Genomic DNA, 25,793 nt, shown 5'->3' with positions numbered 1-25,793 from the left:
TTTAAGCTATATGAAGATGTACCGATAAGTAAGAAGAACGAGCTTTCTTCCCGTTACTAAAAATATACTTGATGAAAGTACCTATATTGTATTGTCACATTCGTTGGTTTTCTATACAATTTAGTAGTTGCCCATCGGGCAGTCTGAGGTAGTGACGAAGAGGCTAAGAATGACGTGTGGAAATATGGTATAGAAAATGGAGTAATGATTATGAATAAAGACCGCAAAGGCGGCAAAACATATAATTCGAATAAGCGTAAACCGGCGGCGGTGTCGGCGGCGATCGCAAATCTGCCGGTTGCCAAGAATGATGAGTTGGAGCTGGATATTGTTGGACTGACTCATGAGGGAGAAGGAGTAGGTCGCGCAGAAGGATATACACTGTTTGTCGCGGGTGCACTGCCTGGTGAGAAGGTTCAAGCTCGCGTAGTGAAGACGAAGAAGCAGTACGGATATGCCAAAATGCTGACACTGCTGCAGGAGAGTCCGGATCGTGTCAGTGCGCCTTGTCCGATCTACTCCCAATGCGGAGGCTGCCAGATTCAGCATATGAACTATCATGCACAGCTAGCATGGAAACGTCAGCATGTGATCGACAATCTGCAGCGCATCGGCAAGCTGAATGTGCTGTCAGATCATGCGAACCTGCCGCAAGGAGCAGCTGGATCAGCGAGTATCACATCCGGAGCTGCCGAACAGCAGGACGGCAATACCCAACCACTTAGCGCAGCCACCGGGCAGCCAGATCCAGCAGCTTCGACACAGGGTATACGTGTCCTGCCTACACTCGGTATGAGCGAGCCATGGCGCTACCGCAACAAGGCACAGGTCCCGATGGGCGAAGAAAATGGTCGCCTCATCGGCGGATTCTATGCACGGGGAACGCACCGGATTATCGACATGCAGAGCTGCCTGATCCAGGACAACCGTAACGATCAGCTGGTCAACAAGGTCAAGCAGATCGGCAGCGATCTGGGCATTCGTCCATATAACGAAGAGACCGGCGAAGGACTGCTGCGTCATGTGGTGGTCAAGGTCGGCTTCAGCACCAATGAGATGATGGTCGTGCTCGTCACCAATGGCAATCGTCTACCGCGCCAGGAAGAATGGATTGAGCGCATTCGCACCGAGATTCCGCAGGTCGCCAGCATTTGCCAGAATATCAATACCCGCCAGACGAACGTAATCTTCGGCGACGAGACGCGTGTACTGTGGGGCAGTGAAGTCATTCATGACTACATCGGTGATGTGAAGTTTGCGATCTCGGCACGTTCCTTTTACCAGGTGAATCCGACACAGACCGAAGTGCTGTATGAGCAGGCAGTGAAGTATGCTGGGTTAACCGGCAAAGAGACCGTTATCGACGCCTACTGCGGCATCGGTACGATCTCCTTGTTCCTCGCCCAGCATGCCGAGCGTGTATATGGCGTGGAGATTGTCAAAGAAGCGATTGAGGATGCCCGTAAGAATGCGAAGCTGAATCAAATGGATAATGTGGAGTTCGAAGTCGGCGCATCCGAAGATGTGATCCCGCGCTGGAAAGAGCAAGGTATCACGCCGGACGTCATCGTCGTCGATCCACCGCGCAAAGGGTGCGATGAGCGCCTGCTGACGACGATTCTGGAGATGCAACCGGAGCGTGTGGTGTACGTGTCTTGTAATCCATCGACGCTGGCACGGGATTTGAAGGTGCTGGAAGATGGCGGGTATGTCACAACGGAAGTGCAGCCGGTGGATATGTTCCCGCATACGGTGCATGTGGAGTCGGTGGCGGTATTAGTTCGCGAAAAATAATATACAAGTGTAAAGGTAGCCAGCTCTCTCTTTTTGAGGGAGCTTTCTTGTATGAAAAATAAGGTTCACAGTTGCATAAATTCTAATACTATAGAAATGAAGTAGCCTATACGATGCTTGGTTTGCTGCTGATAATTCTCATAACTGTAAAGCGTAACCCATCAATAACTGAAAAGAAGGTGAGTACGAAATGAATCGGTATAATTGTCCCTGCTGTGGCTATCCTACATTGGAGGAAAGACGGAGTTGGGAGATTTGTTGTTTATGTAACTGGGAAGATGATGGGCAGGATGATCCTGATGCAGACCGAGTCTATGGTGGACCTAATGAGGATTATTCTCTTACCGAAGCCCGGAAGAACTTCAAAATGCACTACACTATGTACAGAGACACACAAAGAATCCTGCAACAAACTGATAAAGAAATCCAGACAAAGAAAAGCCTGATTCATGCATTCAAGCAACTGGAAACTGCACAAGATACATGTATCCCATACATATGGCAGGAAATCTATTCATTTGAAAAGGTGCTAGCAGATCTTGTTCATGAAACAGTAGAAAGATACAGCAACAATATAGAGAAACATCAGAAGGTCATCCACCTGATTAATTCTGACAATCCAGATACCGTTGTAGACGGCTTATTATCTCTGGCATTAAATGCAGATGATGGAGCATTTGCAGAAAATATGATGACCAGATACAGTCAGCATGATAATGAAAACATAAGAGGAATAGCGATTCTTTGTTTTGGTCATATCGCAAGAATACACGGAGTAGTACATAAGGAGCGAATTATCCCGCTTATCCAAAATGCACTACATGATGAAAGTTCGTTTGTCAGAGGACATGCAGAGTCAGCAATGGAAGATATCGATAGGTTTTGTAAGTAAACAAAGCTTAAATATGCTGTCCAAATCGGTTTGCTAATTATAATTAAGAAGGCTCTTTTTAACATACTAAGCTATATGGATTGGTTAGCAACCGGTCGTGAGAAATATGTTAGTCGAAATCGATGGTTTTTTCAACAAGTTATGGTTTGGGGGCGTAAATGCAACCAATATGAGCTGAACACAATGTATTATCATGCATTAACACGAGTCACACATATTGAAGAGCTGGCCAAAGTATTTTGTGATCTCTATCATTTTGAGATAGTACCGTATTCAGCAGATCTGCGAGTAGATTTTGTGATCGATACCGATATCAACCGGATTTATTCTCCTAGATAAAAAAGTCCCTGACCAATTCAGTCAGGGACTTTTTTACAGTGATCTCGCTAAACCCCAAAGATTCAAAAGTGTCACTCGATTACCAGGGAGATATTTGTTGGCTGTCACATAACCGACGACTGATCCGTTATAAACCAAAATAGGCGGAGTTGATGTATAGGGGTTAGCTACTCCATAAGATGAGTATTTGCTTCCATACGTGCCGTATTGATTCCATATGCTATTGGTGCTGTATTTACTCCCATATGTCCCATAGCGGTTAAACACTGAGTATGGATCATATATATTTGTTGATAGGGTACCCAGGAATTGACTTCCATCATAGGAATATACATGGACGTCACTGGGATTTACAGAGGCTGCGTGAATAGGTGATACAGGTACAATGAATAGAAATAAAAACAAAAGAATAAATAGCTTTTTCATCTTTACCCCTCCTGCATGTAATTTTATTCCTTTAAAGTAATATTTATTATAGTAGGATATACTCAAAGTAATTAATTAACGAATTAATATTACTTCAATACAGGGAGATAAGAGCAAAGATTATAATTCCGACAAGAGCACACATCAATATTAACTGGTGATGAGAAGGCTATCCCTATATCTATTCGCTTATTATCTACAGCTGATCGCTCTGGATTACCTCAGCTTATTTGGAAGAAGCAGATTTTTCCGATTCTCCTGCTTCGCGACCACTGTGCTGGATTGAATCAGGAATAAATAGATTGCGACCTGGCAGTTGATTTTCCCACATAATCGAATTGTACAGACGTTCTGGATCAATCAGTGGAGAACCTCCGTTAATACGCGGAATCTTCATTAGATCCGTATCACGGGTAGCCAGTCCAAGCTCGGTTGTAAAAGCATAACGGATGCCTACATCTTGAGCAACTTTTTCCACTTCGGGTGTATGCAATCCGTAAGGATAAGCAAAGGTATTCACGACATGAGGCGTAAGCGGGCGAAGTGCTTCTACACATCGTCTGAGATCATTTTCGATACGTGCCAGATAATGTTCATGAGTCTCGGTGACGCCATCTTTTACCAGTGGAGCGGTAAGTGCATCGGTGGTATCGCTTGTTTTGTAGTGCAATTTATTGGTGTGTGCTTGAACTTCCATATTGGGATCTGAGCGGGTCATATTTTGGATTTCGGCTTTGGTCATATGGGGAGTTGCCACCAGAGCACCTTTGCTAAAATCTCCTGTAATGACAAAGCTAACGCCCGGAATATGGCGCTGTTTCATAATCGGATAAGCAGTGGTATAGAAATTCTCATACCCATCGTCAAATGTGACCAGTACCGCATTATCCGGTACTTTGCCGCCTTCCATAAAAAGACGGAATTGTTCAAGCGAAATGAAATTCATATCTTTGGAACGCAAATAATCCAATTGAGCAGCAAACAGCGCAGGGGTAATGATATCTCCACCCTGCTTGACCGGATCGATATCGTGATACATCAATACAGCCACTTTGTGCTGATAACGATCTTTTTTGGCAATCGAAGCAAATTGTTCTACAGGCGGAAGCTGATCTGCGGATAAAGGTTGATTTACTACGTTGTTAGAAGCTCCCTGAATAGAATCTCCTATGCGATTGGCTTGCGCAGTAGTAAAGGATGAAAATAAATCATGATCGGAATACAGTGCCATCAGGATAAGCGCCATAGCTATAGCTGTTACTAGGCCGGTAATGACAAACACAGATATTTTGAATAACTTCATACATAGACCATCCTTTGCCAGAAAGTAAGAGGCATCAATAGACGTAATATCGGAAAATAGAGAGTAGGAGATAACAGTTACGTAGTACAAATAGTGAAAGAAGTAGACTTTGTACCTTTTTAATATCATACCAACCATTTTATGGTAACCTATAGCTGCAAGTTATTCCCAAACCTGAAAGGAGTGATGGGTTTTGAAAAGCGTAACTAATCCAAATTACATAGTGATGAGAGGGCTGTCCTCTTAGTGAAATGCAGTCCTCTCATGGCTAACGGGAGGAAAAAACGAAATGATGAAATTAAGCAATATGGTCAAAGGCTTGTCCGGGGATGCTATCGCCCAGGAGCTTATCCAGCATTGGGAACATGACGAGAGCAGCTTGTTATTCTGGCGTGCCAGTTCCAACTTTGTATATGCATTCGAGCACAAGCAGACACGATACTTTTTGCGATTCAGTTCGGATCAGGAACATTCTATTCGGCAGATTACGGCAGAGCTTGAATACATGGAGTATCTGTTGTCCCATAACTATCCTTGTGTTGCTCCGGTTCGTTCTGTACATGGCAGATACGTGGAGACGCTGGCACATAATGGAGGAACCTATTTTGCTGTTGTATTTCAGGCAGCTGCAGGAGCTGCTCTGGATGAGGATATTACCGAAATGCAGTGTGAAGATTGGGGAAGATCGCTTGCCACTCTGCACCAGCTAGCCATGTCGTATCAACCTGATCAGGTGACGCGGTGGAGCTGGCAGGATATCCTGCAGAACATAGACACAGTATTACAGGCTCATCCGGATGAAAAAGAAGCTGTAGAAGAGCTGCGTATACTGACAGCACAGCTGCATTCTTTGCCAATCTCCAGCAACAATTTCGGTTTAATCCATTATGATTTTCAGCTGGACAATCTGTTCTACCAAGAGGAGCGTCGCTTGTTTACCGTGATTGATTTCGATGATGCGTTCTACAGTTGGTATGTGCAGGATTTGGTTACAGCGCTGGATGATTTTCTGGACGATGATATGAATCTGGACCATTCGCAAGTGAAGTCCTTTCTGCAAGAATACCGTTTGGTTCGTCCGCTTAGTGACGAAGATATGAGAGCGCTACCCTATTTGCAGCGGTTCATGAAGTTGTATCAATTCTCGAAATTGCTATGGTCGCTGGAAGGTTCGGATATTGTAGATGCACCGGAGTGGCTGGAGGATCTGAAAATCAAACTTGCCCGTGCCAGAGATCGATTGAGACAGGGATTCTGAGAATAAGGATGAATAGATAAATAAGCAACCAGATCCACCTTGTGTCATGCAGAGTGGATCTGGCCTGTTCTAAACCTATACATATCTTTTAATTTATAAAAAGAAGTGAACTATCAGTTGAATACAAAGATGATATATACTGGGATAGGAGCGTCCGGCATCGGCCTGGCATCCAATATGTACGATGGAGGAATCAGTTTATGAATGACCCGCTTAGCTTATCCTTTGCTTTCCAACAAAAAAACACCGGGTTTGGTTACACACTATCGATCATAAGCGGTAAATATAAGATGACCATTCTTTACTTCCTTTCCGAGCTTCATACTGTTCGATTTAATGAATTACAGCGATCTATCGGAAAGATTCCTTTTAAAACACTAAGTTTGACCTTGAAAGAGCTGGAAGCGGACGGGCTCGTGAAGCGAGTGGAATTCCCCCAGGTCCCTCCCAAAGTAGAATATTCATTAACACCCAAAGCGAAGTCGCTTATTCCTGTTCTGGATGCAATGTGTATATGGGGAGAAGAGAACTTTGAGTCGGAATCGAACAGCGAATTGATTACCTTTGCATGCGAGGATCAGCAATAAAGCCAGCTCTCACTTCCATTTGAAGGGAGAGCTGTTTTTTTATTATATACATATGCATTTTCAATGTAACATTTATTCTTTTGCTTGGACTGTAATAGCAGACCGGCTACTAATGAGCGGCTTAAGCATATACTTTTCCAGCAAGATAAGCTTGCTCCAATAAGCTGTTTATATGTTCTTGAGACTCGTTCAGAGTATCATAGAGAAATTCAACCTTGGATTCCTCCATACGGGCATACTTGCCGATACCATTATTTAAATAGTGACTGATCATATTTGTATAGTCGTACTTGTGAAATACTGCCTCGGTTCCTCCGGCAAGAGCAAGCCAAAAAACTTTTTTACCAGCCAGCGTATCAAATACGCCAATATTCCATACTCGATCCAGATAGGTTTTCATGATAGATGGCATATTGTACCACCAGATCGGAAATACAAATACAAAAGCATCAGCTGCGATAACGCGGTCCATCTCTTTTTGTACCAGAGGAGCGAAGACTTTCTCTGGATTTTTCCATTCATATTCATCTTCAGCACTGTATAGGGCGTCAAATCCATCGTTATATAGATCAAGCACATCTATTTGATGTCCATTCTCTTTCAATCCGTCAATAAAGCGATTCATCACAGCGAAAGTAAGAGAATTCTTCCGTGGATGTGCAACGACCAACTTGATTCTCACAAATACCAACCTACCTTTTTTCTTTTATTTGTCATGTTCTTCCCCGACAAACGTCATTATAGAATTGAATGTGATTTACGGGAAGTACGCACATTTAAGTGAGATACTTACCTGAACGTTACTTACAGCGGAGAGAAAATGAAGAAAAAAGAGATGTAAATGAATATAATTCAGAATCACAGCCAGATTTTGCTCTCGATTTGGATACTAAGAATACTTTAAAACAGGGGGAAAAGAAAATTCTACTTCAATCTAATATTACTGCAGTATGAGCTTGCTTGGTCAATCGTTCTTCTCCCCAATTACAGATTGTTTCCAGTACAGGAATTAATGAGAGTCCTTGCTCAGATAAGCTATATTCTACTTTTGGAGGAACCTGAGGATATTCTTTACGGTGAATCAGTTGGTCGCTTTCTAATTCTTTTAAGGTGCTGGTCAATGATTTGAACGAAACAATACCAATAGCCCGCTTCAATTCGTTATAACGAATGGGTCCTTTATTTACATATAAAGCATACAGAACAATCATTTTGTATTTGCCGCCTATTAGTGACAATGTATAACCAAAGCCTGTATTTTTCAAATCTCCTGTATAAGCAAATGACTGTGAGTCCACTGGTGTACACTCTCCTTTGGGTTAGTATCGCACTTTGTTTACCGTACTTGTACACGGTTATATCACGTAATAAAATGATTGTATAGGAAAAAAGAGAGTGTCTATTATACAGCTTAGTTCAAAACAAAGAACTCATTTTCTGTAAGTATGACAATCGTACCAACTTCAATCAGGAGGATACCATCATATGTCTAATATAAATATACCAGTATCTGTACTGGATCTTGTGCCCATCCGTGAAGGAAGCAGCGGCAAAGAAGCTATTGACCATTTGGCGAGAATCGCTCAATCTGTTGAACAAATGGGTTATAAAAGATACTGGATTGCCGAGCATCATAATGCAGCCACGCTTGCGAGCTCTGCAACACCGATCTTAATTAAGCATACATTAGAACATACGAATCATATCCGTGTAGGATCGGGTGGAATTATGCTCCCCAATCATTCACCCCTCATTGTGGCAGAGCAGTTCGGGACATTAGCAACCATTTATCCGGATCGTGTGGATCTTGGGCTTGGCCGTGCTCCAGGTACGGATCAGGTAACTGCAGCGGCGATCCGGCGTTCCCAAGGACATTCGATTATTACATTTCCTGATGATGTACAGTTGCTGCTAACCTATCTGGGTTCACAAGAAATCCAGGGAGCCGTAAAAGCTTATCCCGGTGTAGGAACAAAAGTACCTCTTTATATTCTGGGCTCCTCGACAGACTCTGCTTACTTGGCAGCAGAGCTCGGATTACCCTACGTTTTTGCTTCCCATTTTGCGCCTGCTCATCTGGAAGAAGCTATTTCCATTTATCGCAGACAGTTCAAGTCGTCTGTATATCTGGATAAATCTTATGTGATGGCTGCTGCAAATGTAGTTGCAGCAGAGACTGATGAAGAAGCCCAATTCTTGTCTTCCACTATGGACCTTGTATTGCTAAATGTAATCAGAGGTACACAAATCCCGATGAAGCCACCTGTTGCGGATGTTGATCATTTTATCGATCCGATGGAAAAGGAAATCATTTCGTCGATGGCGAAAGTAACTTTTAAAGGGAGCAAGAATACCGTGAAAAAACAGCTTACGGATTTCCAGAATCATTATAATGTTGATGAGCTTATCGTAAACTCATTCATTTATGACGAAGATAAGTTAAAACGTTCATTCGAAATTCTAAAAGAAGTGGTCGATGGTAAATAACTCAAGCATAAAGGCTTTATTTGCATAACTGCTCATTCCATTCAGAAAGGATGAACTACATTGAAAAGACTCGAAGGAAAAACGGCGTTAATCACAGGAGGAGCGTCCGGCATTGGCCTGGCATCCGGTATTCGTTTTGCACAGGAAGGTGCGAATGTAGTTCTGACAGACATTACTGAAGCTCGCAAAGAGGAGATCGTCTCACAGGTAGAAGCAGCAGGTGGCAAAGTCCTCTTCCTCCAACATGATGTCACCCTGGAAGAGGATTGGCAGCATGTATTCAAGCAAGCAGAAGAGACATTTGGACAGGTCGATATCGTGATGAATAATGCGGGCATCGGGCTGCAGGGTAACGTGGAGGAGACCAGCTATTCCGATTGGAAGAAAGTGATCGACGTCAATCTGAATGGCGTCTTCCTCGGAACCAAATATGGAGTGATTCATATGAAAGAGCATGGCGGATCGATTATTAATATTTCCTCGATCGAAGGTCTGATCGGTGATCCGCGTATCGCCGCTTACAATGCCAGCAAAGGCGGCGTACGCATACTGACCAAGTCGGCTGCATTGCATGCGGCTCCGTACAAGATCCGTGTGAACAGCATCCATCCGGGATATATCAACACACCGATGATCGGCGAAGATCCGGAGACGTTGAAGTATCTGATTTCACTGCATCCGATGGGGCATCTTGGAGAAGCCGAGGATGTGGCCAATATGGCGCTGTTCCTTGCTTCGGACGAGTCCAAATTTTCAACGGGTTCGGAGTTTGTGGTAGACGGGGGATATACGGCGCAGTAATAGATTATGTCAGAGGCGAGTTGCAGGAATGCGACTGACTTTGGCAAAGGATATCTAAAGGAAATGTATCCAAAGTAGATTCTATTTGGCGAGTCGGATTGGATGAATATCAGATTATATTAATAATAGATACTTATCAAAAAACCAGCAATCGATATCCGATTGCTGGTTTTTGATGAGACTACAGTATAGACAGATTCTATTCGTACCAAGAGATACCAGGGGAAATATTGACGATGAGATATTGGCTTAACAGCGTCGCTCTGTCTATTTCAGCTGTTCTTCTTCCGGTATATTGAAGATACCCTGTTGGCTTTGTTCGGGTGTAGCGGTTGGTAGTTCTGTCATTTTGCCGTTTTTATCGATGATTCCATAATGGAATGCTCCCGGAAGAGAGAAAGCAAAGTAGACTCCACCTGTCGGGATCGATGGCATTTTGCCTTTGGACTCTATTATTTTATAAGGAATTATAGGCAGATTCGTGTTTTTGACTTGTTGCTTCAGATCCACTTTTGCGGACCATAGCAGTTCGGCATGATTGTTGATAATACGATAGTAATTCACGATATCCATATGTTGTTTGAAGAACTCGTCTACTTTATTTTTGGGGAAGTAGGTCGTATACAGCATATTGTCGCCTGTCTCTGGTGTCTCCAGCAAGGTGCCTGTTTTGTCGACTGCGGGAAAACGAATCGCAGCGTTACGTGCTGTAGCGGTATCGCTGGATTGAAGCTGTTTGGCCAGTGTGGTTGATGGCTTGGCGACATATACAGCGCGCTGCTCTGCATTCCAATATGCATAAGCATCAGCCGCAGATGTAATAAAGCGGATCGGAACCATGATGCGTCCATTTTTCATTTCGGCTGCGCTGGTCAGCTTAACCTGGTGTCCGATAATGGTAGCTGTAGTGGAACCTGCTTTTAGTGTAGATTTCTGTCCGCTGTTGTTGACGGTGACGATTTTACTGTTGTTGTTCCAGGAAATCTGAACATCCGGGATCGTTTTGATCGCGTTTAGCGGTACCAGGGTAGCTCCATCCCGGATGTAGGGTGTTACATCTACGTTGGCCGTTTCATTATTGACGATGATGGAGATATCATCCTTTGAACCGGCAGCATGGGCTTTGTTCATACCAGCATAGCTGCCTGCGAGCAGGGCGACAGCAAGTGATGAAGTCAGAATGGTTTTGGTCAATCGTTTCATAATTCGGATTCTCCTTTGATTGGGTGGAATAAACTACATAAAAAAACTGCAATTTGAATAATACTGGATAAAAATCATTTATTTCACAACTTTTATCATGCAATAACGTTTTACATTTAGCAAGCTGGGCAACTTATCGTACTAGGATTGCTTCTAATGCAATTCGACGTACACGGTAAGGCTGGCATCATATCCCTGATTGGAGGAGAGTCTTATTTCGAAGAGGGAGATCATTCTGTGATTTTCTCTGATAAAGTATAGCTGTATAACGGCATAGCTACTTTCGTATTCTACTGAAAATAGAGTCTATGTAACTTAAAACCGAGGTGTAAAATGAAAAATTCAATAATGCTGTTACTGTTTAGTATGATTTTGATTTTTCTGATCCCCACACAGACTGATGCAGCGGCAAATCAAACCCGGATCGTTTTGGATGGTCAGGAACTGAGTCTACCCCAGGATGTCGGAGTCGTTAATATGCAAAATAATATTATGATTCCAATCCGTGTAGTTGCCGAAAATTTGAAGTTTCAAGTAAATTGGGATCAAGCTACACAAAATGTACATATTCAGCAAGGATCTAAAACCGTTTCATTGACAGTAGGCAAGAATGCAGCCTCTATAGGTAACAAGACAGTAAAGCTCGGAGTAGCTCCCCAGATTATCCAAAATACAGTTTTTGTTCCTTTGCGTTTTGTTAGTGAAGCGATGGGGCTGGGAGTAGAGTGGAACAATAGCGATAAAATAGTGACTTTGGCCAGTCTGGTCAGCAGTACACCTGATGCACCGCTGCCTGATAGCGGGAATGCAGTAGCCACGAACTGGATTCATGAGATCAATTATGTCAATAACCAGCTGGTGGTCTCGCTGGATCGCGAGATTAATCCGGTGATCACAGAGCTCAAAAATCCGGAGCGTCTTGTTTTGGATTTCCCAGCTACCAATTTTGGCAATATGGAAAACGCACCTTCTCCAGGAGCGATAGCAAGACTCGATACGAGCGATTCTCCCAATGTGAAGGAAATACGTTATTCTCTGTATCAAAATAATCCTGCCCAGGTTCGTGTGGTTATGGAAATGAACAATGTCAGCTCTGTTCAGTACCAACCGCAGACCAGTACTGGCAAGTTTATTCTTGATCTGGACATGGTGAACGATTCCGGTTCTGCCCTCCCGGTAGACAACGGGAAAAAGATAGTCGTTATTGATGCAGGTCATGGAGGCACAGATCCGGGAACAATAAGTATCACACAAAAACATGAGAAAGACTTTACCCTTGCGCTAAGTCTTAAAGTGCAGGCTCTTTTACAAAATGAACCCGGTATAGAAGTAATTATGACTCGCGAGACAGATGTCTATCCTACCAGACCGGAACGAGTGAAGCTGGCCAATGATCTCGGCGCAGATGTATTTGTATCCATCCATGCCAACAGCGTTCTGGCTTCTCCCCAGGCTAAAGGAACGGAGACATATTATTACCAACGAGAAAGTAGCAAAGAATTAGCCAATTGTATTCATGAAAAATTAATTCAGGCTTTGGGATTTACAGATCGCGGAGTTAAAAATCAAAATTTTCAGGTTATTCGGGAAACCACGATGGCGGCTGTCCTCCTGGAAATTGGATTCTTGAGCAACAAAGAAGAGGAAGAAGCCATGATGTCAGAAGACAATCAGAATAAAGCGGCACAAGCGATTGTGGATGGTATCAAAGAATATCTGGAGCTATAGAATACGAATTAAATAAAGAGGATGTGCATTATGAAAAAAGGAATTTATCTGGCGATCATCATATGCGCTCTGAGCGTACTCGCCCTCGGTTGCGAGAGCAAGCCTGCTGCCACTACCGTTCAAGGTTCTGATCCTGCAACGAATAAGCCGACACCGGCAGATACCAAGGACAATCAAGAAGAGAAGTCCCAGGAGATCAAAGTGTATTATTCGGATGTTCAAGTCATGCAATTGGAACCACATACACAGACCATTACGTTTAAAGAGGATTCGGAGAAATACAGTGCAGCTTATGCAGCTCTCCAGCAGAGCGATCAAAAAGAGCTTATTCCTTTGTGGGAGAATATTGACTTGCTCTCCGCCAAGTTGGAGCAAGGGACATTAACATTGGATGTGCATATTCCGGATAAAGCACGCATGGGATCTTCCGGAGAGATTCTGGCGCTCGATGCTTTGAAAAAGACCCTTTTTCAATTTGACGAAGTAAAAAATATTCAGCTGCTGGTTGATGGAAAACAGACGGACAGTTTGATGGGGCAAGCGGAGCTGGAAAATCCGCTCACTCGCGAATAGATGAATACCAAAGCAGCCGACACTCCCTGGAGAATCGGCTGCTTTTTTGTTCAATAATAAGGCTAACTGGATAATGATTTTACCTATTTGCCACAGAGATAGCCTATCTATATCCAACTTTACAGATCAATTTTCCAGCTGCCCATCTTCTTGGCAACTTCCGGATCGAGGTAGGACAGGAACAGACTCTTGCCTGTATCCAGAGACGCGATCTGCCGAATGTCCTCTGCATCCAACTCAAAATCGAAAATATCAAAGTTCTCGATAATGCGTTCTTTTCGAACAGATTTGGGAATGACTACTATGTCACGCTGTACCAGCCAGCGCAGCACAATCTGGGCGACCGATTTGTTGTGTCTGGCTGCAATAGCGACCAGTACATCGTTACCGAACATATTGTTCAACTCTTCGGCAAATGGAGCCCATGACTGATGGTATACGCCATGCTCTTTCAGGAAAGCAGCACTCTCGTTTTGCTGGTAAAAAGGATGCGTCTCGATCTGGTTCACTGCGGGAGTAATATCGTTGTTCATGATAAGGTCCATGAGCCGGTCAGGCAGGAAGTTGCTGACACCGATCGCTCTGATCTTTCCTTGATGGTACAGCTCCTCCATCGCGCGCCAGGCACCATAGTAATCGCCGAACGGCTGGTGAATCAGATACAGATCAAGGTAGTCCAGCTGCAGCTTTTGCATAGAACGGGCAAAGGCTTGTTGGGTCTTCTCGTAGCCGGCATCCTGCACCCACAACTTGGTCGTCACAAACAGCTGCTCTCTCGGGATACCACTGCGCTTGATCGCACGTCCGACCGCTTCCTCATTCACATAACCAGCAGCCGTATCGATCAGGCGATAACCTGCCATCAGAGCTTCGTATACCGCATTCTCGCATTCTTCAGCATCCGGCACCTGATATACCCCAAAGCCGATAATTGGCATTTCTATACCGTTGTTTAATGTAACAGTCTGCATCGTTATTCCTCCCGAATGGTAAAAGTAAAAGATATGCTGCCGCGCAGTTCGTCATCGATCTGGTCGATAGACTTCCATTTATCAGCGGCTTGCATTACAGTAAGCCTAATAGCTTCGTCTTACACGAAGGCAAGAGGAAGATGAAAATTTATTTTTCGGGAGGGAATTCCATGTATACGGTCAAAGATGCTGCACAGATCACAGGGCTTACCGAGCATGCGATCCGCTTTTATACAGATAAAGGGCTGGTACCCAGCGTACAGCGAAATCAGAATAATATTCGGCTCTTCGATGAGCAATCGATCAACTGGCTGCATGGTATCCGGTGCCTCAAGCAATCCGGCATGTCGATTGAAACGATTAAAATGTACGTTGATCTCTGCCTCGAAGGCGATACGACGATTCAGCAGCGTTATGAGCTTATGATGGAGCACAAAGAATCGGCGAAGATCAAACTGGAAGAAGCACAGCGGCATATTGCTCATTTGGAAGAGAAAACCGAACTGTATCAGACCATCCTGAAGGGCGCTTCTCTCGACATGATGAATCCCCGGAACTGGGACCGTATTCAGCATATGCACAGTGATGTATTTTATGCTTCTTCTACAGGAAGTGTTGAGGAATAACATAAGGCATAAAAAATTAATGAACGTACTCGCGTGCATGCTTCTAATGATATGTCCATTATGGCGATACACAGAGTCCAAGCAAACAGGAGGGAATGCGTTGGTAAAGTTTATTTACAATGAAGATGCCGGTTATCTGGAAGTTCCGCTGCATCAATTAGCCAAAGGCGTTCAATACATGGATCAACAAGATATTCATCATTTGAAGATCATCCCTATCCCAAAAGATACAAATCATTCAGGGACCAAGCTGGCTCTTGCTCCGCTAGCCAACAAACCGTATATTTACTTCCTGACGATAGATGAAGAGATTCCATTAAAAAAAACATCTCTGGAACCGCTCTATTCTCTGCCTCATCTCCGGCATCTCAGTCTCGCTTATGTCAAAGATCGGCTGGATTTCTCGCGGCTTCAAGGACTACATACTCTCTATATCACGAGAGCTGACGGAGAGATTGAACTGATCGATATTCCTAACTTACAGCATCTCTTGCTGGCAGGAACCAAAAATAAAGACTGCCGCTGTCTGAGTTCACTATCTTCTCTTATCAGCCTACGAATCAGCAGCAGTAGTATAGAAACTCTAACCGGTATAGATTCACTGCAAATGCTGGAATCTCTGCAGATTACTCACAGCCCGCGGCTCGCTAATCTGGAGGGGCTTAATGAATGCGCATATCTCGCCGAATTATACATAGAGAAATGTAAACGAATAACCGACTATACTGTATTAAAGGGCAATACATCGATTCGGCAATTATTTCTGTCAGATATCCAAACACTCTCTTTTGTACCGCATATGATCAATCTGAAAACCATCCGTTTCTGGGATGTACAGGACGGAGACCTGAGCTTTTTGCTGCAATCGCCTACGCTTGAGCAGGTGGACTTTTTCCCGCAAAAGAAAAAGTATACCTTTACCAAAGAAGCTATCAATATAACGCTTACTAATAGAGATATACCTGATGAATTAGCCAAAAGAAGAAATTAACCTTCTGTTTTGGCTATGCAATCTAGTATAATGATGGAGGTCTATATCGTTATCGTTGTATATGTCAGTGCTTGTTGCTGTATATTTTTTTGGCAGATAACGGAGTACCATACGTAAGGTATATAGGAGCAGGCGCTTCTATCCGCTCTAGCTTACGATTTCCAAATTTAATAGCCGTCTAGATATAAATACAGAATGAAGACTTACAGCTATATACCATGAAAGGATTTTTAAAATGACAGACAACTTTTGGCGTGAATTACCAAAGCCTTTTTTCATACTGGCACCGATGGAGGATGTGACGGATGTTGTTTTTCGTCATGTTGTGAGTGAAGCGGCCAGACCGGATGTATTTTTTACTGAATTTGCGAATACGGAGAGCTATTGTCACCCGGAAGGGCACCATAGTGTACGCGGCCGGCTCATGTTCACCGAGGATGAACAGCCGATTGTGGCGCATATCTGGGGGGACAAACCGGAATATTTCCGCCAGATGAGTATTGGTATGGCGGAGCAGGGGTTCAAGGGAATCGATATCAATATGGGTTGCCCGGTACCGAATGTAGCCGAGAATGGCAAAGGCAGCGGTCTGATCTGCCGTCCCGAACTCGCAGCCGAGATTATCCAGGCAGCCAAAGCCGGCGGCCTGCCAGTCAGCGTGAAGACGCGGCTTGGCTTCACCGAAGTCGACGAGTGGCGCAGCTGGCTGACTCATATTCTACAGCAGGATATTGTGAACCTGTCGATTCACCTGCGAACACGGGATGAGATGAGCAAAGTCCCTGCCCATTGGGAGCTGATTCCCGAGATCAAAAAGCTGCGTGACGAGATCGCACCGAATACGTTGCTGACGATTAACGGCGATATTGCCGACCGAGCAGCCGGATTGGAACTGATCGAAAAGTACGGTGTGGACGGTGTGATGATCGGACGAGGAATTTTCAGTAATCCGTTTGCTTTTGAGCAGGAAGCGAGAGAGCATAGCAGCAAGGATCTGCTGAATCTATTAAGACTGCATATGGATCTGCATGACAAGTATTCAGCGATTGAACCTCGTTCGTTCAAGCCACTGCCACGCTTTTTCAAAATCTATGTTCGCGGATTCCGGGGAGCGAGTGAACTGCGCAATGAGCTGATGAGTGCACGGTCGACCGATGAAGTGCGTGCGATGCTGGATGAGTTTTTGGCGAAGCAGATGGAGACGGTGGAAGAAGTCTAAATGTATAAGATGGAGATATTACTTTGCATAACGTGCATAGTAATATCTCTTTATTTATTTGAACGACAGTTTAGTTGTATTTTTAAATAAATGATCATCTTTTTCAATTGTTTTAAAATATGAAATTATTAGATCTAAAATAACCTTTTTGATTTATAAAATGCTACAACACTTTTAAGATGAATCCATAACATAGATATAAATACTTCATAGTATATAAAGATTATTTTTAATTAAGTAAAAATATTAATTTATATTCAATTACTCTATTGAAGAAAGTATTTAGTTACATATTACTCTTGAATATATAATTTTATTGACAATCCATAAATGTAAATGGGCATGAAGTCTGTTAACTAATAGGTCAAATGATTTGGAAAAAGTTACATATTAACAATTTATGGGATTTACATTCACTTTTACTTCGTTAATAATAATATTCATGCTCTTTTGATCAGAACTTAAATTGGAGCTGACAAACTGGTTTTGGAGGAAAAATTATTTTAGGAGGAAATATGAAATACACAAAAAAATTACAATCTTTCTTTAAAGTAACAGCACTAGCATTAGCTCTGATAATTCTTTTCACTACTTGTACTCCTTCCTATTCATTAGCTTCTAATTTGCCAGAACAGCCAGGAAGCACAAGTTTAGTTACAAATGAAAATCTAGATGCTACAACTGTAACAGATGTTACATATCAACTAGATAATACGGGAGATTTTATTAATACAAATATAGAAAGAGATCATAATACAGTCGAGCCTACGATTCTCCCTGCTCTTCCGTGGATTGGGATGGGAGTTGGACAATTACTTGGTTGGTTAGCAGCCGGTGCAGCTGCCAGTATTACTATTTACAAATTTGGAGTAGAGGTAGCAAGAGTTGCTGATTTTGCTAAAGAACTTTCTAAAAATAATAGACAAGATAAGCCAAAATATTTCAAAGTGAAATTCGACAAAGAAGATCTATATGTCTTATCTCCTATTCCAGATAGTGATGTTGTAGCCTATTTACTAAAAGGCTCAAGTTATGATGTATGGACTCCAAATATGAGCGATGCGAAAGCATTGGCTACTAAATTTGGAAATGTCATAGGACCAGAAAATCATTATAATACAGGATATAATGATACAAAATATTTCTATCATTATCATGGCAAAGTTACGGCTACTCAATATCGTACGGGCCATATTTTTTATGGAACATCTTATCGTTTAGGTATTACTAGACGGTAATTAAATAAACAAAAATAAAAACCTCCAAAACCATTTTGTATCATTTACCAAAAATGAAAGTAGAGAATCTAGCATGGAAATCGATATTCAAAAATTGTATAAAAAGTATTTGGAATTAAATATTCCTAACCCATTTTCGCCTGAACAGATTCATCAACGTTTAACTAAAACGTATTACGCTCAAAAAGTTGATCTTGATCGCTTCTCGGATTTAAAAGAAGACATGTATGCAGAATTCGATAAAGCAACAGGAGCATATGTTTTTGAAGATGAACGTGGTATTCAAAAATTAATGCAATTAAACAATAATGAAGATATAGATAGTGATTCCGTGCATGCTTGGGTAATCAATTCTACTCAATTAGGTATGTCGAATTTATTAACATTAGAGATCACAATTTTTTATGGGATAAATCCTGAAAATATGTCAATTGGTAATTTGGAATTTGAAGAATATTTAATTATGCTTTATTTGGCAGGATACATTCAATTTGAAAATGATACGTGCATTAATGAAATTCGCGAATTATATAAAAAAGGATATTACTTACGTTATTTTGGAGTACAAAATGATAGCGAAAAGTTTTTATATGATCCTAAGTATGTATAGTTTTGTGCAAAAGTAAGGATAAAAAGCATATGACAATTTCCTATATTCCAAGATTATGAGTTATTATTAACAATATATAATTTCATGGGATCAGCTGAATAGTCTTTATATAAATAATAGTTCGGCTTGGAGAATATAGGAGGATACATGTCCTGGAGTAAATTAAAGCAAAATCTGGAGAGCTTTCTGGCTCCTGCCTTGGATGGAAGAGTGGAGTACCGGGCGACCAGTTACAGTTATATGACCGGCAAATCGGGAAACTGCTATATTACGGTAGACAAGAAAAATATCTTCAACATGAACGACAAGACCAGCCCGATCCGCTGGTATCAGACGGAGCAGGAAATCAAGACTGATCCGGAACTGCAGATTCCGGTCAGCCCGGAAGAGATCGAAGCGATCCGCAAAGAAACCAACGGAAATGTACCGGAAGAACGCATGAAGGTAATGGCGAGAAATCGCAAAGTCACAACCTATGCCAAAGAAATCCTGACTGCCCAGACAGCGCTCAGCAAATCCAATTTTACCGCTGTAGCTACCCGTTTTCTGGCAAGTTCGATCGAAGATAGTCTGGAAAGCAGTGATATCCTGCTGAATATTCTGGCACTGATGGACCGCCGCGTAGGCAAAAAGCGAATTCTCAGCATGAGCAGTACGATCAAGCTCAAACATCCGATTGTGCAGTACTTTTATGAGCTGCGATTGGGTAAATGTTAGTTCAATCCAGTTAATAGCAAGAGATTCTGTACCATCATGAACAACGAGCAGGCTAACGATCTAGCTGTATGTTTCAAACAGGCAGCGGATGACACACTATGAAATAGCGATATACCCTATTCAACATGTATAATACGCGAGGCTGTCGATGATTCGGCAGCCTTTGTTACGTACTCTGGAGGAGTGGAGATTGCCGCAGATTATTTAATTTCCAGATCATCGTAATCGGATCGGATAATATAAAGTTATGGCAACCAGAATAGCAGTGCCATCACCTTTCTGTGTATTACATATTTCCAGCTCGACTTCGTTTATATTATATGTTGATATCAACATGTTAAAAAAGGATTTTGTTACTTAATATGGAATATATAGATTGTGGCTATCACTCTGCTCATAACCTCGTACAAACGGTTGTTATAGGTGATGCCAACAATCCATTTCAGATTCAGAGGAGGCACAATATGTCTACATTCAAAAAGAAATTCCTCACGACCATCCTGGCGGTTTCCATGAGTTCCAGTGTGTTCGCAGCTACTTCTAGCGCAGCTACAGATTATTGGCAAAACTGGACAGATGGCGGCGGTACAGTGAATTCGGTGAATGGAACCGGCGGTAACTACAGTGTGAATTGGCAAAATACCGGTAACTTTGTCGTAGGTAAAGGCTGGACGACCGGTTCACCGAATCGAGTGATTAACTATAATGCAGGATTGTGGGCACCATCCGGTAACGGCTATCTGACCTTATACGGCTGGACCCGCAATTCGCTGATTGAATATTATGTCGTAGACAGCTGGGGAACGTACCGTCCGACCGGTACATACAAAGGAACGGTCACCAGCGACGGCGGTGTATACGATATCTACACAACCACCCGTTATGATGCACCTTCGATCGAAGGCGACCACAAAACATTCACCCAATACTGGAGTGTACGTCAGACAAAGCGTCCGACCGGCAGCAATGCTACGATCACCTTTAGCAACCATGTAAAAGCATGGGCCAGTCACGGTATGAAACTTGGCAGCACCTGGTCGTATCAGGTCATGGCGACTGAAGGTTATCAGAGCAGCGGCAGCTCCAATGTGACGGTATGGTAAGGCAATCTGTCTATTGCAGTATGAACCGTAAAGAAGTGGGAGACGGCTCTGCCTGATCCTGTAATTTCATTAGAAAAAGGCTTGTCCTGCAGTCTTTACCAAAGACAGGGGGATAAGCCTTTTTTGCGCATCCTATGAAGAATGGATCAGACAGGTGCAAACTCGTAAATCGACTATAATTTCAGAGAAAAGAAGAGTACATAAAACACTTGTAAAGTACTTCCAGACGCTCCAAACTGAAATAAAGACTACAATATTGCCCGTCGCAGCGATCAGGACAGAATGACCAGTGGTACAGTTTGAATATTCTATTCAGGAGGGAAGACCAATGGAAGTATTTGCAGAATACTTGGGTTCGATGAATGATCCACAGCAGCGGGAGCGTATGGAACATGTACTATCATGGGTAGGCGAGACCTTTCCGGATCTGGTTCCGAAAATTGCCTGGAATCAGCCCATGTTCACGGATCACGACACGTTTATTATTGCATTCAGTACAGCCAAACATCACCTCTCTGTCGCACCGGAAAAAGCAGGAATCGACCGCTTTGCACAGCAGATTGTACAGGCAGGTTATACCCATACCAACCAGCTGTTTCGGATTCCCTGGAAAAGCGAAGTTAATTATGAATTACTGCAGGAAATGATCCAGTTTAATCTGGAAGACAAAGCTGGTTGTTCAACATTTTGGCGATAACCAGTACGAAGTGGGAGCTGCTGCATATATCAGCTGAACCTCAGGAATAGAAGAACCGGATCAGGGAGATAAGCATTGTAAAGGTCAGCTATCGTATCCGCAATCCATAGATATCCGCAAGCAACAGTGATAGAGGAGCAATAGATAAGCCAAAAAAAGACGACTGAGAACAGTCGTCTTTTTGTACGCTTGAATTTAGAATATAGTTATTTAGCATATATTCATTTAGAGTATATTCTTCTGCGCAGCCATCTGGTTGTTATACTCCTGCAGCTGCTGCTCATATTCACGCTGCTGTTGATGCAGGCGTTCCAGGGCATGTTTGTTCACCACATATGTACCAGCAACCAGATCATGCAATGCCTGTTTGTGTGTTGTCCAGCCAGCGACCATGAAGCCGATATTTAGCGTGAATCCATTCAGAAGCTGTGCCCAATATCGTCCGCTGGCTCTACCAAAGCTCAGTGGGCGATACTGTTGGTCTACCGCTACAATACCAAGTACCATTTTGCCTGGAGTAGCATGATATTTGGAATGCTCAAACATACTGTAGTACAGCCATGGGAAGACCAGTTCCAGCAATAGGAGCAGAAATGGAAAGAGTGCAACAAAGACGCTCTTGCCTGTCGACATCGGTTCATTAGCATAACCGGTATTCATATCACCATTCAGATTAAGCATCAAAACCACGAAACCGATCATAATGCCGGCTACCAATAGTAGAATAAAAGAATCGATACAGGTCGCTAGAAATCTTTTCCAGAATCCCGCATACAGGTCCTTCCATTCGTCTCTTGCATTTTGCTGATACACTTGTTGATTGTGCACCGTTCGGGCTGCATTTACATCCATATGTTCATTCATCATAATAACAAATCCTCCATGCTTCTATGTATTGTATTCATTTCGTTCTGCTGCCTCTGTCTGTAATGAGAAGAAGCGATTGGGTACAAACTTTCTATCAAAACTCGCTATGCTTATTTGGATGGGCTTGTATTCATGTCGTACGATATGTATAACAATCGTATATACGGTAACCACCTATTTGCTGAAGAGTCTCGCTGATATCAGCCTGTTTACTGGAATGAATGTTAAATCTATTGATTATTTCCTCCTTTCCCCAAAACTATATTATATATAAGTTAAAAGAAGAGAGATATTCAACTATAGACTTATATTATGTGCAGGTAACTTTTAAGGAATAGGCCCACAGGACCTTATGGAGAAGAGAACGATTCATCTTTACGCAGACTGTCATTTTTGTTCTATAATCAGTACCATCATATAAAAGTATAAAAAGGATGCGTATCATGCCCATTAATTCATTTGAACATTACCCGATGAGCTGGAAGCCGGAGATCGACAAATCGCAAAAGCCTATTTACCAGGCACTGGCCGGACAGTTGGAACAGGATATTATGAACGGTCTGCTGTTACCCGGCACCAAGCTTCCACCCCAACGGGAGCTGGCTGATTATCTGGATCTTAATCTGAGCACGATTTCCAAAGCATTCAAGGTCTGCGAACTAAAAGGACTGCTCAGTGCAACGGTAGGAAGCGGAACCTTTGTATCGTATGATGCGCTGTCGAGCGGCTATCTGCTGGAGGATACAAAGCCGCAGCATCTGATCGAGATGGGCGCCACCTTGCCGGATGATGCTTCCTATGAGCCGCTGCTTCACCAGCTCAAAAGTATGCTGCAGGAGACGGATTACGCCAAATGGTTTGGCTATGGGCGTGCCGGTGACAGTCTCTGGCAAAAGGATGCTGCCGTGAAGCTGATGCGCAAAGGCGGCTTCGATACCACTGCAGACCGTATTCTGCTATCTAATGGAGCACAGAATGCGATTGCGGCTGTACTCGCCAGCCTGTGCAAGCCGGGAGATCGTATCGGCGCTGACTCCCATACCTATCCGGGTCTCAAAACAGCTGCCGCCATGCTGAATGTGCAGCTGGTACCGATTCGTTCGGAGCAGTATGAGATGAGTCCGGATGCTCTGGAATATGCGTGCAGGAATGAGAATATCAAAGGCATTTATCTCATCCCAGATTACCATAATCCAACCGCTTCGGTCATGTCGATGAATACCCGTTCCAGAATTGCCGCTATTGCTGAGCAGTACAATATATTTATTGTTGAAGATGCATCCTATCATCTGCTGACCGATCAGCCGCTGCCTGCTATCGCGTCCCTTGCCCCGGAGCACGTGATCCATATTGCCGGCCTATCCAAATCGATGGCTCCCGGTCTGCGTATGGCTTATGTCGCTGTACCAGAAGCATTCAAGGAACCGATGATCAAGGCACTGTATAATCTCAATATCGCTGTGTCACCGCTGCTGACCGAACTGACTGCCCGCACGATTGTATCGAATCAGTTCGAGACGCTAATCGCCAATCATCAGCAGCAGAATACATACCGAAACCAGATCGTTAACCGCTATCTGGCAGACTACACCTGTCTCGGTGCAGAGACGGGGATATTCCGCTGGCTGCTGCTGCCGGGCAGAATCACCGGTGCAGAATTCGAAGCATTGGCAGCTCAGCAGGGCGTGCAGGTATATGCTGCAGAACGTTTTGTCGTCGGCAGTAGTATACCTGAGCGAGCGGTGCGTATCTCGGTATGTGCACCGGACACGGTAGAAGAATTGGAGCAGGGATTAATCATTCTCCGAAATCTACTGGATACGCTCATCTAATATTGTACGCCACACAATTATTGTATTGTGTGGCTTTTTTGCTGCGTGTTATGATCGTTCATATTTGGAGCAAGGGTATGCACGATTATTTATATACCGGAAAGGCAGAGTAGAAGATGTCGCATAATCAGAGTATTAGTATGCCGAATAGCCAGTCGGCACGATTGCAGGAATATGTTCATTCCGCAGAAAAGCAGCATGCACTATACAAGCGTACCCTGTGGATCGTAAGCATTTCACAAATTTTTGGTGGAGCGGGATTGGCTGCCGGGGTCACGGTCGGTGCGCTATTGGCGCGGCAGATGCTCGGTACGGATGCACTGGCGGGAGTACCGTCTGCTTTGTTTACTTTTGGATCAGCGGGGGCTGCTCTATTGGTAGGTAGACTCTCCCAGCGTCGCGGCCGAGGAATCGGACTGGGAGCCGGATTTATAACCGGTGGAGTGGGTGCGCTGGGTGTTATCCTGGCGGCTGTAATGAATAATGTCTTTCTGCTGTTCCTGTCTCTGCTCATCTATGGAGCGGGATCGGCGACTAATTTGCAGGCACGTTATGCCGGTACGGATCTGGCCAACAGTCGGCAGAGAGCGACCGCTGTCAGTCTGACCATGGTATTTACTACATTCGGTGCGGTCGCCGGACCGAATCTGGTCAATGTCATGGGCAATGTGGCTCTTGCAGTCGGTGTGCCTGCGATGGCAGGGCCATTTATTCTGGCAGCCGCCGCTTACATTCTGGCAGGGATTGTTCTGTTCATCTGGCTGCGGCCTGATCCCCTGACGGTCTCACGGATGATTGAAGCTGCCAGAGTGGACAGCCTGGATAAATCACAGCCGGCAGCTATCCCTCATGCCGAGAACAAAAGGGGAATTACTGCCGGAGCTATTGTTATGATTCTGACACAGATGGTGATGACCGCGATTATGACGATGACACCGGTTCATATGGGTCATCATGGGCATGGACTGGGAGCGATCGGGCTGGTGATCGGGTTCCATATCGGAGCGATGTATCTGCCGTCACTTGTTACGGGTGTGCTGGTAGATAAGCTGGGACGCAAGGCTATGGCTGTAGCATCCGGTATTACCCTGCTGTTGGCAGGATTGGTGGCAGCCTGGGCGCCAGGAGATTCGATGGTACTGCTGGTTGTTGCGCTGGTGCTGCTCGGATTGGGATGGAACTTTGGATTGATTAGCGGAACGGCTATGATCGTCGATTCAACGGAATCCTCGACCCGGGCGAAAACCCAGGGAACCGTGGATGTACTGATTGCTCTGTCCGGTGCTGCCGGAGGAGTATTGTCGGGCATGGTCGTGGCAGGCTCAAGTTACTCCACATTGTCGATCATCGGAGGCATAGTGTCCTTGCTGCTCATACCAGTGATTATGTGGAGCCGCAGTAAAAGCATTACCCAGTGATTGAGATTTAAGCATATAAAAAAGAGGCAGCTGGATTAAACTGTACCCTTTGTAAAGGACATTTCAAAAAAAGGTTAGGACACGTGAAGAAGCTGTTGCCTGTATGTTGCAGG

Annotated in this window: 24 protein-coding genes; 18 read left to right on the top strand and 6 right to left on the bottom strand. The window is 43.8% G+C overall.

Features of this window, described 5'->3' with window-relative positions:
* Nucleotides 1–210 precede the first annotated feature (210 nt).
* Nucleotides 211–1,794, top strand: a complete 1,584-nt coding sequence (gene rlmD / locus WH46_RS06245) for a 23S rRNA (uracil(1939)-C(5))-methyltransferase RlmD (RefSeq protein ID WP_046226132.1) — start codon at nt 211–213, stop codon at nt 1,792–1,794.
* A 190-nt stretch (nt 1,795–1,984) separates the two neighbouring features.
* On the top strand, nt 1,985–2,686 hold the full coding sequence (locus WH46_RS06240) for a CPCC family cysteine-rich protein (protein ID WP_046226131.1): 702 nt from the start codon (nt 1,985–1,987) through the stop codon (nt 2,684–2,686).
* Between the two features lie 991 nt (nt 2,687–3,677).
* On the opposite strand, the gene WH46_RS06235 is transcribed toward WH46_RS06240, so the two are convergent.
* Nucleotides 3,678–4,754, bottom strand: coding sequence for a polysaccharide deacetylase family protein (locus WH46_RS06235; protein WP_052714138.1), 1,077 nt, complete (start codon nt 4,752–4,754; stop codon nt 3,678–3,680).
* Nucleotides 4,755–5,043: 289 nt separating this feature from the next.
* Between WH46_RS06235 and WH46_RS06230 the strand changes: the two genes are divergently transcribed.
* The gene (locus WH46_RS06230; protein WP_046226130.1) at nt 5,044–6,012 is read left to right on the top strand and encodes a phosphotransferase enzyme family protein; all 969 of its coding nucleotides are present in this window, start codon (nt 5,044–5,046) and stop codon (nt 6,010–6,012) included.
* 200 nt (nt 6,013–6,212) lie between these two features.
* On the top strand, nt 6,213–6,599 hold the full coding sequence (locus tag WH46_RS06225) for a winged helix-turn-helix transcriptional regulator (RefSeq protein ID WP_046226129.1): 387 nt from the start codon (nt 6,213–6,215) through the stop codon (nt 6,597–6,599).
* Between the two features lie 121 nt (nt 6,600–6,720).
* Here WH46_RS06225 and WH46_RS06220 read toward each other — a convergent pair whose 3' ends face one another.
* Nucleotides 6,721–7,281: an NAD(P)H oxidoreductase gene (locus tag WH46_RS06220; protein ID WP_046226128.1), complete on the bottom strand. Its 561-nt coding sequence runs from the start codon at nt 7,279–7,281 to the stop codon at nt 6,721–6,723.
* Nucleotides 7,282–7,528: 247 nt separating this feature from the next.
* A complete protein-coding gene (locus tag WH46_RS06215) occupies nt 7,529–7,897 on the bottom strand; it encodes a winged helix-turn-helix transcriptional regulator (RefSeq protein ID WP_046226127.1) in 369 nt (122 codons plus the stop codon).
* 187 nt (nt 7,898–8,084) lie between these two features.
* Between WH46_RS06215 and WH46_RS06210 the strand changes: the two genes are divergently transcribed.
* Entirely contained in the window at nt 8,085–9,086 is a 1,002-nt protein-coding gene (locus WH46_RS06210) for an LLM class flavin-dependent oxidoreductase (protein WP_046226126.1), read from the top strand.
* A gap of 60 nt (nt 9,087–9,146) precedes the next feature.
* Nucleotides 9,147–9,887 carry a glucose 1-dehydrogenase gene (locus WH46_RS06205; protein WP_046226125.1) on the top strand — a complete coding sequence of 247 codons (741 nt, stop codon included), beginning with the start codon at nt 9,147–9,149 and terminating at the stop codon, nt 9,885–9,887.
* Between the two features lie 267 nt (nt 9,888–10,154).
* Here WH46_RS06205 and WH46_RS06200 read toward each other — a convergent pair whose 3' ends face one another.
* Nucleotides 10,155–11,090, bottom strand: a complete 936-nt coding sequence (locus tag WH46_RS06200) for a copper amine oxidase N-terminal domain-containing protein (protein WP_046226124.1) — start codon at nt 11,088–11,090, stop codon at nt 10,155–10,157.
* A 333-nt stretch (nt 11,091–11,423) separates the two neighbouring features.
* On the opposite strand from WH46_RS06200, the gene WH46_RS06195 reads away from it, so the two are divergent.
* Nucleotides 11,424–12,818 carry an N-acetylmuramoyl-L-alanine amidase family protein gene (locus tag WH46_RS06195; RefSeq protein WP_331458220.1) on the top strand — a complete coding sequence of 465 codons (1,395 nt, stop codon included), beginning with the start codon at nt 11,424–11,426 and terminating at the stop codon, nt 12,816–12,818.
* A gap of 30 nt (nt 12,819–12,848) precedes the next feature.
* A complete protein-coding gene (locus WH46_RS06190) occupies nt 12,849–13,391 on the top strand; it encodes a GerMN domain-containing protein (protein ID WP_046226122.1) in 543 nt (180 codons plus the stop codon).
* Between the two features lie 119 nt (nt 13,392–13,510).
* Here WH46_RS06190 and WH46_RS06185 read toward each other — a convergent pair whose 3' ends face one another.
* Nucleotides 13,511–14,362 carry an aldo/keto reductase gene (locus WH46_RS06185; protein WP_046226121.1) on the bottom strand — a complete coding sequence of 284 codons (852 nt, stop codon included), beginning with the start codon at nt 14,360–14,362 and terminating at the stop codon, nt 13,511–13,513.
* Nucleotides 14,363–14,532: 170 nt separating this feature from the next.
* On the opposite strand from WH46_RS06185, the gene WH46_RS06180 reads away from it, so the two are divergent.
* From WH46_RS06180 to WH46_RS06145, 8 genes are all read left to right on the top strand, one after another.
* Complete coding sequence (locus tag WH46_RS06180; RefSeq protein ID WP_046226120.1) at nt 14,533–14,988, top strand: MerR family transcriptional regulator; 456 nt, start codon at nt 14,533–14,535, stop codon at nt 14,986–14,988.
* 100 nt (nt 14,989–15,088) lie between these two features.
* The gene (locus tag WH46_RS06175; RefSeq protein ID WP_046226119.1) at nt 15,089–15,979 is read left to right on the top strand and encodes a hypothetical protein; all 891 of its coding nucleotides are present in this window, start codon (nt 15,089–15,091) and stop codon (nt 15,977–15,979) included.
* A 235-nt stretch (nt 15,980–16,214) separates the two neighbouring features.
* A complete protein-coding gene (locus WH46_RS06170; protein WP_046226118.1) occupies nt 16,215–17,198 on the top strand; it encodes a tRNA dihydrouridine synthase in 984 nt (327 codons plus the stop codon).
* 515 nt (nt 17,199–17,713) lie between these two features.
* Complete coding sequence (locus WH46_RS06165) at nt 17,714–18,436, top strand: hypothetical protein (protein ID WP_046226117.1); 723 nt, start codon at nt 17,714–17,716, stop codon at nt 18,434–18,436.
* Between the two features lie 73 nt (nt 18,437–18,509).
* Nucleotides 18,510–19,046: a hypothetical protein gene (locus WH46_RS06160; RefSeq protein ID WP_046226116.1), complete on the top strand. Its 537-nt coding sequence runs from the start codon at nt 18,510–18,512 to the stop codon at nt 19,044–19,046.
* A 147-nt stretch (nt 19,047–19,193) separates the two neighbouring features.
* Nucleotides 19,194–19,763 (top strand): SF0329 family protein, encoded by a 570-nt coding sequence (locus WH46_RS06155; RefSeq protein WP_046226115.1) that lies wholly within the window; start codon nt 19,194–19,196, stop codon nt 19,761–19,763.
* A 464-nt stretch (nt 19,764–20,227) separates the two neighbouring features.
* Nucleotides 20,228–20,866 carry a glycoside hydrolase family 11 protein gene (locus WH46_RS06150; RefSeq protein WP_046226114.1) on the top strand — a complete coding sequence of 213 codons (639 nt, stop codon included), beginning with the start codon at nt 20,228–20,230 and terminating at the stop codon, nt 20,864–20,866.
* 328 nt (nt 20,867–21,194) lie between these two features.
* Nucleotides 21,195–21,563, top strand: coding sequence for an iron chaperone (locus tag WH46_RS06145; RefSeq protein WP_046226113.1), 369 nt, complete (start codon nt 21,195–21,197; stop codon nt 21,561–21,563).
* 225 nt (nt 21,564–21,788) lie between these two features.
* On the opposite strand, the gene WH46_RS06140 is transcribed toward WH46_RS06145, so the two are convergent.
* The gene (locus tag WH46_RS06140; protein WP_052714137.1) at nt 21,789–22,430 is read right to left on the bottom strand and encodes an RDD family protein; all 642 of its coding nucleotides are present in this window, start codon (nt 22,428–22,430) and stop codon (nt 21,789–21,791) included.
* Between the two features lie 443 nt (nt 22,431–22,873).
* Here WH46_RS06140 and WH46_RS06135 point away from each other — a divergent pair, with 443 nt between their 5' ends.
* The gene (locus tag WH46_RS06135; protein ID WP_046226112.1) at nt 22,874–24,262 is read left to right on the top strand and encodes an aminotransferase-like domain-containing protein; all 1,389 of its coding nucleotides are present in this window, start codon (nt 22,874–22,876) and stop codon (nt 24,260–24,262) included.
* Between the two features lie 116 nt (nt 24,263–24,378).
* Entirely contained in the window at nt 24,379–25,680 is a 1,302-nt protein-coding gene (locus tag WH46_RS06130) for an MFS transporter (protein ID WP_046226111.1), read from the top strand.
* The last annotated feature ends 113 nt before the right edge of the window (nt 25,681–25,793 follow it).

The sequence above is a fragment of the Paenibacillus dauci genome, assembly GCF_000971985.1.
GTDB classification, from domain to species: Bacteria; Bacillota; Bacilli; order Paenibacillales; family Paenibacillaceae; genus Saccharibacillus; species Saccharibacillus dauci.
This window is presented reverse-complemented; position numbering and strand designations above follow the sequence as displayed.